The organism is Salmonella sp. SSDFZ69 (genome assembly GCF_004010755.1).
Taxonomy (GTDB): Bacteria; Pseudomonadota; Gammaproteobacteria; order Enterobacterales; family Enterobacteriaceae; genus Salmonella; species Salmonella enterica.
On record NZ_CP034831.1, the window covers coordinates 2,573,915 to 2,587,434 of the forward strand.

Genomic DNA, 13,520 nt, shown 5'->3' on the forward strand with positions numbered 1-13,520 from the left:
GAATAACCGGGTTACGTAACGTAACCCGGCGCAATATTACATCTTATAGCCCAGCGTTACCGTAGTGCGGCGATCGGTATGTTCAGGCGCTGATTCAGGCGGCTGCGAGTTCCACGTTAAATTATACCCCACCTTTAGACCAAAATGTTCGTTAATGGCGACATTGAGGGCTGTTTCCGAATTTAGTGTGGTGTCTTCTGCGCCAAATACTGACACCCCCTGTGTAAACTTAGCATTGTCAGTTAACTGCCAGGCATAGCTGCCGGAAGCATAACCCAACGGCTGCGTTTCAGTAGTATCGTCCGTATGTTCGTCATAGCGAACCCCAGGACCGAATTCAAAACGGAAGCTGTGCACTGGACCATTAAGGAACTGCCGCCCGTAACCGGCGGTCAGTACGTCGCGCTGACGATAACCGTTGAAACGGTCTGTCAGCCAACTGGCCTGGCCAAAGGTATAATCATAATCCGTCATATTAAAACGGTTACGCGCGCCTACCGCATATTTTTCTGAAGAGCGTTCATCATTAGAGGAGGTATTGCTGGCATTGCCCCATAATGACCAGGCGGTACGTTGTCCATACCAGGTCATCGCCGTGTCAGCCGTTAAGGAAGAACTTTTAGTATTGCCTGACTGAGCAAGGTAGCCCGCATTCAGATTACCTTCAAAAGGTTTTTTCGCGGTGGAGGGATCATCCATGACAGTAAAAACGGAATCATCGGCGGCGGCATACAGAGACGCGAACACGCCACCCGCCAGCATAACTACAGCGGGTACTGCCTTCAAAAGCTTCATTTATATAGAGTCCGTACAACTAAAAAAGAGACCACGACGGTCCCGGAAACTTTCATAGGGATCAATGACAAACGCCCCTGGAAAGGTAGCGAATTATAAGAAGCCCCGAATAACATAGCAATCAATTACTATTTCATTTTTTGAATAAGAACCCTCCCGAAGCATTCATTTATTTATATAACTTTACATCGTACTTCTTTAAATAAAGATCCGGAAAATCATATTGTTAATTCCTTCACTTTCCGGGGATTAAGTGCCAGACTGAAATCAGCCTAACAGGAGGTAACGATGGTACGTATCTATACGTTGACGCTTGCGCCCTCTCTCGATAGCGCAACAATCACGCCGCAAATTTATCCCGAAGGTAAACTGCGGTGCTCCGCGCCGGTATTCGAACCCGGCGGCGGGGGTATTAATGTCGCTCGCGCCATTGCGCATCTTGGCGGCACCGCGACCGCAATTTTCCCGGCTGGCGGCGCTACCGGCGAACATCTGGTCGCACTACTGGCTGACGAAAATGTCCCCGTGTCTACCGTCGATGCGAAAGACTGGACGCGTCAGAACCTGCACGTCCACGTCGAGTCCAGCGGCGAACAGTATCGTTTTGTTATGCCCGGCGCCACGCTGGACGATGACGAATTTCGCCAGCTTGAAGAACAGGTACTGGAAATTGAATCCGGGGCAATTCTGGTTATCAGCGGCAGCCTTCCGCCCGGCGTTAAGGTCGAGAAACTCACGCAACTGATTTCCGCCGCACAGAAGCAAGGCATTCGCTGCATTATTGATAGCTCTGGCGACGCGCTCACCGCCGCGCTGGCGCTTGGCGATATCGAACTGGTGAAACCTAACCTGAAAGAATTGAGCGCGTTAGTCAATCGCGATCTGACGCAGCCTGATGATGTGCGTAAAGCGGCCCAGGAATTAGTGCAAAGCGGCAAGGCTCGCCGGGTAGTGGTCTCTCTGGGGCCGCAAGGGGCGCTGGGCATAGACAGTGAGAATTGCATCCAGGTTGTTCCTCCCCCGGTGAAAAGTCAAAGTACTGTCGGCGCAGGCGACAGTATGGTGGGCGCGATGACGTTAAAACTGGCGCAAGACGCGTCGCTGGAAGAGATGGTGCGCTTCGGTGTGGCGGCAGGCAGCGCCGCTACGCTCAATCAAGGTACGCGTTTGTGTTCCCGTGACGATACCCAAAAAATATACGCCTATCTTTCCGCGCAATAATCGTATCCCCCCGGCGAGGGGGATACCGGAAAATCGGTTAACGGGCGGCGCATCCGCCGCTGTTAAAAACACAGTTGCTCCCAACGAGGTGAACGATGGCCAGTGGCGATATTACCCGTTATGTTATTACCGTAACCTTCCATGAAGATTCCCTGACCGAGATTAACGAACTCAATAACCATCTGACGCGTAGCGGTTTTTTGCTGACATTAACGGACGATGAAGGGAATGTGCATGAGCTCGGCACCAATACGTTTGGCTTTGTTAGCGCTCAGAGCGCTGATGAAATCAAAGCGCTTGTCGCCGGACTTGCGAAAAGCGCGTTAGATAAGGATGTCGACATTACCGTGGCTACTTGGGAGGCGTGGAGTAAAAACGCACAATAAGTGCCATTCCCGCCGCGGCGCGTCCGTGATGTGCGTTAGTTCGTATTTTTTAACCGCATTTTTGCGCTAACCTTATGATCTGGCAGACAACGTGGGGAGAGACATTATGTGGCAAGCTATCAGTCGTCTTTTAAGCGAGCAAGTCGGTGAAGGCGAAATCGAACTGCGTAATGAACTGCCAGGCGGAGAAGTTCATGCCGCATGGCATTTACGTTATGCAGGCCATGACTTTTTCGTAAAGTGCGATGAACGAGAAATGCTTCGCGGTTTTACCGCTGAAGCCGATCAGCTGGAGCTGCTCTCCCGCAGTAAAACCGTTGTTGTGCCTAAGGTATGGGCGGTAGGTTCGGATCGGGATTACAGCTTTTTAGTCATGGACTACCTCTCGCCCCGCCCGCTGGATGCCCATAATGCGTTTATTCTTGGGCAACAGCTGGCGCGCCTGCACCAATGGAGCGACCAACCTCAATTCGGCCTCGATTTTGACAACGCGCTCTCTACCACGCCGCAGCCGAATACCTGGCAACGCCGTTGGTCGACTTTTTTCGCCGAACAGCGCATTGGCTGGCAACTTGAACTCGCCGCGGAAAAAGGCATTACCTTTGGTAATATTGACGCCATTGTTGAACATGTTCAGCAACGTCTGGCGTCGCATCAACCGCAGCCTTCTCTTTTGCATGGCGATCTATGGTCGGCGAACTGCGCGCTTGGCCCTGACGGCCCCTATATCTTCGATCCAGCCTGCTATTGGGGTGACAGAGAATGCGATCTGGCGATGCTGCCACTGCATACCGATCAGCCACCGCAGATTTATGACGGCTATCAGTCCGTTTCGCCGCTACCGCTGGATTTTCTCGACAGGCAGCCGATTTACCAGCTCTACACCCTGCTTAATCGGGCAAGGCTGTTTGGCGGTCAGCACCTGGCTACTGCGCAAAAAGCGATGGATCGGCTGCTTGCGGTATAGGTACAGCCCATGCCGGATACGGGCTATCCGGCATTTTTCAGTTTACATGAAGCCTAACAAGGAAAAGAAAAAGTAGCCGAGCACGATAATAATGACCGGCAAAATATAGAGCGGGAAAAACTGTAAAAAGATGGTATGGTGCGGCACCACGATACGTGACTCTATCTGCTCACGCGTTAGTCCTTCCGCGCCTTTTGCTTTTTCCAGGATCAACTGATCTTCCACGCCTTCACGTAAAAAACGTGACTGGCGGCTCATTCTGGCGCCGGAATCCTGCATCGCCAGCCCGACAAAAATCAGAATAAAAATGAGCCAGAAACCGATATTCAGGCTTCCCTGAAAATTCGGCGTCGGCGAGTTGTACCAAAAAACATTCAGAAACGGCGTATTCACGCGCATCATGTCTATCATTACGTGGGTAAAATCCAGCATTACCGCATTTATCCCCTCCTGCTTTTCACTGTGCGCATACATAAATTTAAGGACTGAGATGAGCGTGGAAAGCAGTGCCGGAATAAAAATAACCCACCCAACAACTCTTTTTAGGATTGCAATGCGTCCAGCTTGTTGATACGTCATGAGTTCCCCTTGATAAAGACGCGTCGTTTTGGCCTAAGTCTACCTGTTGATTCCCGTTTTCGCCTGATCTTTAAGGGCGATATACTAAGAACATGGTCATAATGAACGCTTAATTCGTTATTTTTTAATCTCAACAGGAGAGGTTGTGATGTCAACCCCACGTCAAATTCTTGCTGCAATTTTCGATATGGATGGACTACTGATCGATTCCGAACCGCTCTGGGATCGCGCTGAACTGGACGTGATGGCAAGTTTAGGCGTAGATATTACTCGGCGCCATGAACTGCCAGACACGCTTGGGCTACGCATTGATATGGTTGTCGATCTCTGGTTTGCGCAGCAACCGTGGAGCGGCCCCGATCGCCAGGAAGTGACAAACCGTGTTATTGCCCGCGCGATTACGCTTATCGAAGAGACGCGCCCTCTTTTACCGGGTGTGCGTGAGGCCGTGGCGCTGTGTAAAGCGCAGGGGCTATTAGTGGGGCTTGCCTCGGCATCGCCGCTGCATATGCTGGAAAAAGTGCTCACCATGTTTGAGCTGCGCGACAGTTTTGACGCGCTGGCCTCTGCGGAAAAATTGCCCTACAGCAAACCGCATCCGCAGGTCTATCTGGATTGTGCGGCCAAATTAGGCGTTGATCCATTAACCTGCGTGGCGCTGGAGGATTCGGTGAATGGTCTAATCGCGGCAAAGGCGGCGCGAATGCGCGCCATTGTGGTGCCAGCAGAAGAAAACCAGCATGATCCGCGCTTTGCGCTGGCGAATGTCAAACTTAACTCACTGACAGAGCTGACGGCAGCGCATCTACTCGGTTAAGATGTTTCCGAAACAAAGTCAACGGGCAATTAGCCGCTGAGCCAGACGGCAAGCGGCTTTGACAGAGACAAAGAGTTACAACGTCACCACTTCCGCCTACTGTATAAAAACCCTATACTGTATGAATTGACAGTTTAATGGGTTTTATCATGACGGCGGAAGGACATCTTCTTTTTTCTATAGCCAGCGCGGTTTTCGCCAAGAATGCCGAGTTAACGCCCGTCCTTGCGCACGGCGACTGGTGGCATATTATTCCTTCGGCTATTTTGACCTGTCTGCTGCCGGATATCGACCACCCCAAATCTTTTCTTGGTCAGCGCCTGAAATGGGTATCGAAACCGATCGCCCGCGCGTTCGGTCACCGGGGGTTTACCCATAGTCTGCTGGCGGTCTTTGCCCTACTGGCGACCTTTTATCTCAAGGTTCCGGATACGTGGATTATCCCGGCGGATGCGCTGCAAGGCATGGTACTCGGCTATTTAAGCCATATCGTCGCGGATATGCTCACCCCCGCAGGCGTTCCCTTACTGTGGCCGTGCCGCTGGCGTTTCCGCCTGCCTATTCTGGCGCCGCGCAAGGGCAATCAACTGGAGCGATTTTTATGTATGGCGTTGTTTGCCTGGGCGGTGTGGATGCCGCAGTCCATGCCGGAAAACAACGTCATACGCTGGTCTTCGCAGATGATCACTATCCTGCAAATGCAGTTCAATCGTTTTATAAATCACCAGATTGATTAGTAAATCAACGCCAAAGTCATTTTTGGTATAAACCATTCCATTTGAATATAAGAGCCAGCTCACAGTTCTGCTAATCTTGCGCGAACAGAATCGCTAAAACACAGCGCTTCATAATAAAAAAATCAGGAGAACGGGGATGAATTTTCCATTAATTGCGAACATTGCGGTGTTCGTCATTCTGCTGTTTGTACTGGCGCAGGCCCGTCATAAACAGTGGAGTCTGGCTAAAAAAGTGCTTGTCGGCCTTGTGATGGGCGTGGTCTTTGGTCTGGCCCTGCACACCATTTATGGCGCTGACAGTCAGGTGTTAAAAGACTCCATTCAGTGGTTCAATATTGTCGGCAACGGTTATGTGCAATTGCTACAAATGATTGTGATGCCGCTGGTATTCGCCTCTATTTTAAGCGCCGTGGCACGACTGCATAACGCCTCTCAATTGGGGAAAATCAGTTTTCTGACTATCGGCACGCTGCTGTTTACTACCCTTATCGCAGCGCTGGTGGGCGTGCTGGTCACCAATCTGTTCGGACTGACGGCGGAAGGTCTGGTTCAGGGCGGCGCGGAAACCGCGCGTCTGAATGCCATTGAGACGAGCTATGTCGGCAAAGTGGCCGATCTCAGCGTGCCGCAACTGGTGCTGTCTTTTGTACCGAAAAATCCGTTTGCGGATCTGACTGGCGCAAATCCTACGTCTATTATCAGCGTGGTGATTTTCGCCGCATTCCTGGGCGTGGCCGCGCTTAAACTGCTGAAAGATGATGCGCCAAAAGGCGAGCGTGTGCTTGTTGCTATCGATACCCTGCAAAGCTGGGTGATGAAGCTGGTGCGTCTGGTGATGCAACTTACGCCTTACGGCGTACTGGCGCTGATGACGAAAGTGGTTGCCGGCTCTAATTTGCAGGACATCATTAAGCTTGGAAGCTTCGTGGTAGCGTCATATCTTGGTCTGGCGATAATGTTTGTGGTTCACGGCATACTATTGGGCGTGAACGGGATTAGCCCGCTGAAATATTTCCGCAAGGTGTGGCCGGTGCTGACATTTGCCTTTACCAGCCGCTCCAGCGCCGCCTCCATTCCACTTAATGTCGAAGCGCAAACCCGCCGCCTGGGCGTGCCGGAGTCCATCGCCAGCTTTGCTGCCTCTTTTGGCGCGACCATCGGCCAAAACGGTTGCGCCGGTCTTTATCCTGCAATGTTAGCGGTAATGGTTGCGCCGACGGTCGGCATCAACCCCTTAGACCCCGTATGGATAGCCACGCTGGTGGGTATCGTTACCGTAAGTTCGGCGGGTGTTGCCGGCGTTGGCGGCGGCGCGACCTTCGCCGCGCTGATTGTGCTGCCTGCCATGGGCTTACCGGTCACGCTGGTCGCGCTGTTAATCTCCGTCGAACCGTTGATTGATATGGGCCGTACCGCGCTGAACGTGAGCGGCTCAATGACCGCGGGTACGCTGACCAGCCAGTGGCTGAAGCAGACCGATAAAACCATTCTCGATAGCGAAGAAGACGCCGAACTGGCGCATCGATAATACATTATCGGGCGTTCACATCGTCTGAGACACGACGATCAGCAACTCAAAATGTCTGTCATTAAAAACGCCGGTCTCCAGTACCGGCGTTTTGTTTTTTTCTTAGTCAGCGATTTCGTTTTCCTGGCGAACCTGATTCGCCCAACGCTGCGCCGATTCTGGCACGCTAAAGGCAGGCGACCGTTGAAATGACTCCCCCGTCAGAACAAAGGCAACATATTTACCGCGCAGTATCCAGACGTCGCGAAACGTATCCATTTTTATCGCATGTTCCGGCGGCGCGGGTTCAACACGCGGAATATAGCTAATAATCTGGCGATTTTGCTGGCGAAGAGGTTTCATCATTAATGCTTCACTAAAAGAGGCTAAGAGCCTATCCCATTAGGGCTATTTTACTTGCCATTTTGGTCCTGGGCAGTGCTCAAAATCCTCACGTACTACGTGTACGCTCCGGTTTTTGCGCGCTGTCCGTGTCCAAACTGGCTGCGCCAATAACGCCTACTGGGATAGGCTCTAAGGCTAAAAATCAGAAAAACACTATTTTAGCCGATCTTCGCCCCCGACGTCCTGTTCCGCGCGTGCGATTTCCCTATTGAGCCTTGTCTGCCGTTCCGCTCTCCCCCGGCATAATTGCTGAAATGTTCTATAGTTAGAGTGATTTTGACTACTACCACGCCCATTTCAGTGATGAAAGCAGGAGACGAGTTCAATGTCGCATAATGAGAAATCCCCCCATCAGTCCCCCGTGCATGATACCCGTGAATCACAGCCCGGCCTGGACTCCCTGGCGCCGTCAGACGGTTCACATCGCCCCACGCCAGAACCGACGCCGCCGGGCGCGCAACCAACGGCCCCCGGCAGCTTAAAAGCGCCCGAGACCGCGAATGATAAGCTCACTGCCCTCGACGCCTTTCGTAAAGGCAGCGAAAATTATGCGCTGACCACCAATCAGGGCGTGCGCATCGCCGACGATCAAAATTCTCTTCGCGCCGGCAGCCGTGGCCCTACGCTGTTGGAAGATTTTATCCTGCGCGAGAAAATTACCCACTTTGACCATGAGCGTATCCCGGAGAGGATCGTTCACGCCCGCGGATCTGCAGCGCACGGCTATTTCCAGCCATATAAAGACCTGAGCGACATCACGAAAGCCGCGTTTCTGTGCGATCCACAGAAAATTACCCCGGTCTTTGTTCGCTTTTCGACAGTACAGGGCGGCGCGGGGTCTGCTGATACCGTACGTGATATCCGCGGTTTTGCGACCAAATTTTATACCGAAGAGGGAATTTTCGATCTCGTCGGTAATAACACGCCGATCTTTTTTATCCAGGATGCGCATAAGTTTCCGGATTTTGTGCACGCCGTTAAGCCCGAACCACATTGGGCTATTCCGCAAGGACAGAGCGCGCACGACACCTTCTGGGACTATGTTTCCTTACAGCCTGAGACGCTGCACAACGTCATGTGGGCAATGTCGGATCGCGGTATTCCACGGAGTTATCGGACGATGGAAGGGTTCGGCATTCACACCTTCCGTCTGATCAATGCACAAGGGAAAGCGACCTTTGTCCGTTTCCACTGGAAACCGTTGGCAGGTAAAGCCTCGCTGGTGTGGGATGAGTCACAAAAACTGACCGGTCGCGATCCGGATTTTCACCGCCGGGATCTGTGGGAGGCCATCGAAGCGGGCGATTTCCCGGAATACGAGCTGGGCCTACAACTCATTGCCGAAGAGGATGAATTTAAATTCGATTTTGATCTGCTCGATCCGACCAAACTGATTCCGGAAGAGCTGGTGCCAGTACAACGCGTCGGCAAAATGGTGTTAAACCGTAATCCGGATAACTTTTTCGCTGAAAACGAACAGGCGGCATTTCATCCAGGGCATATTGTTCCCGGCATTGATTTTACCAACGATCCGCTGTTACAGGGGCGTCTGTTCTCTTATACCGACACGCAAATCAGTCGTCTGGGCGGGCCAAACTTCCACGAAATTCCGATTAACCGCCCTACCTGCCCCTACCATAACTTCCAGCGTGACGGTATGCACCGGATGGATATCGACACCAATCCGGCGAACTATGAACCAAACTCCATTAATGACAACTGGCCACGCGAAACGCCGCCAGCGCCAAAACGCGGCGGCTTCGAATCATACCAGGAACGCGTGGATGGCAATAAAATCCGCGAACGCAGCCCCTCTTTCGGTGAATATTACTCGCATCCTCGCCTGTTCTGGCTCAGTCAGACGCCGATAGAACAGCAGCATATTATTGACGCGTTCAGCTTTGAGCTGGGTAAAGTCGCCCGCGCGTATATTCGGGAGCGGGTGGTCGATCAGTTAGCGCATATTGATGTCACGCTGGCTCAGGGCGTCGCGCATAATCTCGGTTTTTCACTCACCCATGAGCAAACGCAAATTGCCCCGCCTCCTGATGTCAACGGTCTGAAAAAAGATCCGGCGCTCAGCCTGTATGCGGTGCCGGACGGCGATGTTAAAGGCCGAGTGGTCGCTATTCTGCTGAACGACAAGGTTAACGCCGCCGATCTGCTGACCATTTTGCAGGCTTTAAAAGCCAAAGGCGTCCACGCAAAACTGCTCTATTCACGGATGGGTGAAGTAACGGCTGATGACGGTTCAACATTAACGATTGCGGCAACCTTTGCCGGCGCGCCGTCGCTAACGGTCGATGCGGTAATAGTACCGTGCGGCAATATTGCCGATATCGAGAGTTGCGGCGATGCCCGCTACTACCTTCTGGAAGCCTACAAACATCTGAAGCCCATCGCACTGGCAGGCGACGCCCGACGGTTTAAGGCGCTTTTAAACATTGATAGCCAGGGGGAAGAAGGACTTGTTGAGGCCGATAACGTTGACCACCACTTTATGGACACTCTGTTGACGCTGATGGCGGCACATCGTGTCTGGTCGCGTGCGGGGAAAATTAACGCGATTCCTGCATAAACGGCAAAAAATGCGGCGCATTCTTGCGCCGCAAACTCAGGAGCTAAATATCAAGAAAACTGCCAGGACGATATCCACGTTCCGCAATCGCTGCCTTGAGTGACGCAGACGTCAACACCTCCAGTTCAGTTAAGCGGGGGTAACAATAGGCGCTCTGGCGAATAATGTTGTCCACAAACGCCGGATGACACATCACCTCCAGAGAGGCCTCTCCTCGATGCGCCGAGGCATCCAGAATGCGTAAAAAGCACGCTTCGGTGATCTCCTCGCCGTAAAATTCACTACTAAATCCTTGAGTGCTGCGCAAATCCGACGGCAGATCGTCTGCGTTCAACACCGTCTGGCGGTCAATACGTAACGCAATCCCGCGCTGCGCCGCAAAGCGGGCGACGATGGGGAAAATTTGCGGGAACATATGCACATGATGGTGACTGTCGAGATGCGTTGGCTCGCGGCCAAATACGTCGATGAAACGCTGATACTGACACGCCAGTTCATGCGCAATTTCATCCAGCGGAAGCGTATCCTCCTCCGCCATTTGCCAGATCCATTTCCCCAACAGGCCGTCTCGCGTCAGGCCCGGCATCTCTGACACCGGTTTGCCTAACGTCAAAACAAAATGCATTCCCACCCCAAGCGCAGGCAGCTCGCGGCTAAGCTGCGCCGCATGGTCAATAGCCTCGCCATTGACCAGCGCCGTCGTGGAGGTCACAACGCCGTTGCGATATGCTTCAACAATGCCGTAATTTTGCCCTTTACTCAGGCCAAAATCATCGGCATTCACAATCAACACGCGTTCCATAGCCTACCTCTGTCAGTGGTGCTTACCTTTAAGCGCTTCGATGCAAGCGGCAAAATTAGGCAGCCATTTTTCATGCGCCAGAATGAGCTCACGCGCCAGGACTTCTGCGTCTCGGTCGGAATGCACCAGCGGACTCAGGTTAAGCGCCAGCAGCACATCATTAAAGTTTCCGCTCAGCGCCGCATTGCTGGCCGCGACCTCAAATCCTTTAATAGTGTGGATAAGCCCCAGCACTTTTTCGTCAAAACGGGTGATACGCGGGTGCGGCGTCGCGCCATTGCGTCCCAGAATGCAGGTCATTTCCACCGCCCAGTCCGCCGGGATATTCTCGACATGCCCATGATGTGGAATATTAACGTAATGCTCAGTCTGCTTGTCATTATAAATAGCGTTAATGACTTCACAAGCGGCATCGGAATAATAAGCGCCGCCGCGTTGCTCAAGCTCTTTCGGCTTCACGTTTAGCTCAGGATTTTTGTACAAGTCGAAGAGTTGTTTCTCCACTTTCTGTACGACCTGAGCGCGCGCGCCGCCTTTGTAATATTCGCCCATTTCAATCGCCAACATCTCTTTTTGCTTGAAGTAATACAACAAATAAGAGCACGGCAGCATGTTCAGCGAGCGAATCAATCCTTCACTAAACGGCAGATCAAAGATATTTTTTACGGTTGACGCTTTCAACTGACCGGACGCCACGCCATCCAGTAATTCTGCGAACCGTGAGGTGCCATTCACCAGCACATCTTTAATAAAGACCATATGGTTTAGACCAAACAGGTCAATGGAAAGATCGTCATTCTCATTCAGCGCCAGCACGTCATGAATAAACATTTTCATGCCGACAGGAATATTACATACGCCGATGAATTTTTTAAAGTTGGTATGACGATAAACCGCTTCCGTCACCATCCCCGCCGGGTTAGTAAAGTTAATGACCCACGCATTCGGACATAATTCTTCAACATCTTTAATGATGTCAAAAATAACCGGAATGGTACGCAACCCTTTAAATAAACCGCCAGCGCCGTTGGTTTCTTGCCCCAGATAGCCGTGACTAAGCGGGATACGCTCGTCCAGTTCACGGGCTTTGAGTTGACCAACGCGTAGCTGGGTAGTAACAAAATTAGCGTCTTTCAGCGCTTCCCGGCGATCCAGCGTTTTATACAATTTTAGCGGAACGCCTGCTTTATCAATCATTCGCAGGCAGAGATCATAAATAATGCCCAGCTTCTCTTTCCCGTCTTCAACGTCAACCAGCCATAATTCAGTGACAGGTAATTCATGGTAGCGCTTAATAAAGCCTTCAAGTAATTCAGGGGTGTAGCTGCTCCCGCCACCAATAGTGACGACTTTTAATTTCTGGCTCATAATATCTCCCTTCAGTGTATGACACTGATATGTATTACGCTATGCCCGCTCGTAAGAAATAGCGTGACGTTCCCCGCGCTATTGGGGCAAGCGTGAAATGTAATTAATCGAGCAATGCAAACCGTTACTCATTAATTTCCGTCAATCGCTTCCGATAACTATTCGGCGTAAATGAGGTCATCTTCTTAAACGTTTTAATAAACAGACTTGGACTGCTATACCCGGCTTCATAAGCAATATCCGTAACCGAATAGTTGGTCATTTCCAACTGTTTCTTGGCAAAATTAATGCGAATCTCATTAATGATTTGCATCGGCGTTTTGCTGTAATAACGTCGGGTGGCGCGCGTCAGATACTCCTGGGATTTTGCCGACAGGCGCACCATATTTTCCAGCGCATGTTCGCCAAACTGCGTTTTATCATGCATTATCTCCACGGTTGCTTTCAGCCATTGTGGAATATCATCATAAACCTGCTCTTCGCGGTAATGGCGTAAGCGGTTTATAATATAAAATGTCACCACTTCGATAAATTCGTCGAGCCCATTGCCGCGAAAATTCAACGACGCAATCACCGTTTCAATATAGGTAAGGAAGGTGCTATTCGCCCTGTATACCTGCGATGCCACAAAACAAAACGGCAGTAACGGAAGATAATGCTGTTCAAAAAAACGTTTACTAATTCCTACGTTCAGAATACGTGTTGCGCCAAATTCATAGAAACTTTGGTGATTCGACCCCACCGGGATAAAAACAAAATCTCCACGTTCCAGCAGCACACGCTTCCCGTTAATCTCCTGGTAATAACGTCCGGTTAATACCAGGGTAAATTCATAGTAGTCGTGCTGATGCAGCCCGGTGACGCTTTCCGTCTTGTTATAGATAAACACATGGAAATTTTTGCCATTGAAGAGCTGCTGCTCATAAACCGTTTTGATTTCCGTTGCGTTAACCTGTAGCTGCATCATCCGCCCCCTGTTATTTCAGTTTCTCATGGAGCTCAATCAACTCAGCGATCAGTTCACGAGCCAGCATTGATGTCATCAAATGATCCTGAGCGTGAACCAGGACCAGACTGACTTTCATTTTGCCTTCGCCCTGATCGCCTTCGATGAGTTTTGTCTGCACAAGATGCGCTTCATTGAGCGCTATGCGCGACTGGTCCATCATCGCTTTCGCCGCCTCAAAATCGCCTTCTTTCGCTTTTCTGAGCGCGCCATATGCCAGGCTGCGCGCCTGACCAGAATTGATGATAAGCCCCATAACGACTTCTTCGAGTTCCTCAGCCGCTGTCTGGTTATCTACAACATTTTCAAGATCAAACATAGTCTTTCCTCTGATTCAGCCCGGCATGGCATC

14 protein-coding genes are annotated in these 13,520 nt (G+C 51.3%); 7 read left to right on the plus strand and 7 right to left on the minus strand.

Annotation, left to right across the window (positions count from 1 at the left end):
* Positions 1-36 precede the first annotated feature (36 nt).
* Positions 37-795, minus strand: a complete 759-nt coding sequence (locus EOS98_RS12830) for a YdiY family protein (protein WP_000770981.1) — start codon at positions 793-795, stop codon at positions 37-39.
* Between the two features lie 288 nt (positions 796-1,083).
* On the opposite strand from EOS98_RS12830, the gene pfkB reads away from it, so the two are divergent.
* From pfkB to EOS98_RS12845, 3 genes are all read left to right on the plus strand, one after another.
* Positions 1,084-2,016, plus strand: a complete 933-nt coding sequence (pfkB, locus tag EOS98_RS12835; protein WP_000251707.1) for a 6-phosphofructokinase II — start codon at positions 1,084-1,086, stop codon at positions 2,014-2,016.
* Positions 2,017-2,111: 95 nt separating this feature from the next.
* Positions 2,112-2,402: a type V toxin-antitoxin system endoribonuclease antitoxin GhoS gene (gene ghoS, locus EOS98_RS12840; RefSeq protein ID WP_000146133.1), complete on the plus strand. Its 291-nt coding sequence runs from the start codon at positions 2,112-2,114 to the stop codon at positions 2,400-2,402.
* Positions 2,403-2,508: 106 nt separating this feature from the next.
* Positions 2,509-3,369, plus strand: coding sequence for a fructosamine kinase family protein (locus EOS98_RS12845; RefSeq protein ID WP_000267686.1), 861 nt, complete (start codon positions 2,509-2,511; stop codon positions 3,367-3,369).
* 42 nt (positions 3,370-3,411) lie between these two features.
* On the opposite strand, the gene EOS98_RS12850 is transcribed toward EOS98_RS12845, so the two are convergent.
* Entirely contained in the window at positions 3,412-3,948 is a 537-nt protein-coding gene (locus tag EOS98_RS12850; RefSeq protein ID WP_000222158.1) for a YniB family protein, read from the minus strand.
* Positions 3,949-4,096: 148 nt separating this feature from the next.
* Between EOS98_RS12850 and hxpB the strand changes: the two genes are divergently transcribed.
* The 3 genes from hxpB to tcyP all read left to right on the plus strand — a co-directional run bounded on the left by hxpB (position 4,097) and on the right by tcyP (position 7,030).
* Positions 4,097-4,765, plus strand: coding sequence for a hexitol phosphatase HxpB (hxpB, locus tag EOS98_RS12855; protein WP_000106854.1), 669 nt, complete (start codon positions 4,097-4,099; stop codon positions 4,763-4,765).
* A gap of 137 nt (positions 4,766-4,902) precedes the next feature.
* On the plus strand, positions 4,903-5,502 hold the full coding sequence (locus EOS98_RS12860; RefSeq protein ID WP_000505804.1) for a metal-dependent hydrolase: 600 nt from the start codon (positions 4,903-4,905) through the stop codon (positions 5,500-5,502).
* A 136-nt stretch (positions 5,503-5,638) separates the two neighbouring features.
* On the plus strand, positions 5,639-7,030 hold the full coding sequence (gene tcyP / locus EOS98_RS12865) for a cystine/sulfocysteine:cation symporter (protein WP_001010662.1): 1,392 nt from the start codon (positions 5,639-5,641) through the stop codon (positions 7,028-7,030).
* 102 nt (positions 7,031-7,132) lie between these two features.
* On the opposite strand, the gene cedA is transcribed toward tcyP, so the two are convergent.
* Positions 7,133-7,375 (minus strand): cell division activator CedA, encoded by a 243-nt coding sequence (cedA, locus tag EOS98_RS12870; protein WP_000977510.1) that lies wholly within the window; start codon positions 7,373-7,375, stop codon positions 7,133-7,135.
* 364 nt (positions 7,376-7,739) lie between these two features.
* On the opposite strand from cedA, the gene katE reads away from it, so the two are divergent.
* Positions 7,740-9,992, plus strand: coding sequence for a catalase HPII (gene katE / locus EOS98_RS12875; protein WP_094964574.1), 2,253 nt, complete (start codon positions 7,740-7,742; stop codon positions 9,990-9,992).
* Positions 9,993-10,035: 43 nt separating this feature from the next.
* On the opposite strand, the gene chbG is transcribed toward katE, so the two are convergent.
* The 4 genes from chbG to chbA form a co-directional block, all read right to left on the minus strand.
* Positions 10,036-10,794, minus strand: coding sequence for a chitin disaccharide deacetylase (gene chbG, locus EOS98_RS12880; RefSeq protein WP_000442730.1), 759 nt, complete (start codon positions 10,792-10,794; stop codon positions 10,036-10,038).
* 12 nt (positions 10,795-10,806) lie between these two features.
* Positions 10,807-12,162, minus strand: a complete 1,356-nt coding sequence (locus tag EOS98_RS12885; protein ID WP_094964575.1) for a 6-phospho-beta-glucosidase — start codon at positions 12,160-12,162, stop codon at positions 10,807-10,809.
* 124 nt (positions 12,163-12,286) lie between these two features.
* A complete protein-coding gene (gene chbR / locus EOS98_RS12890) occupies positions 12,287-13,129 on the minus strand; it encodes a transcriptional regulator ChbR (protein WP_000983393.1) in 843 nt (280 codons plus the stop codon).
* Positions 13,130-13,139: 10 nt separating this feature from the next.
* On the minus strand, positions 13,140-13,487 hold the full coding sequence (gene chbA, locus EOS98_RS12895; RefSeq protein ID WP_000459883.1) for a PTS N,N'-diacetylchitobiose transporter subunit IIA: 348 nt from the start codon (positions 13,485-13,487) through the stop codon (positions 13,140-13,142).
* Positions 13,488-13,520 lie beyond the last annotated feature (33 nt).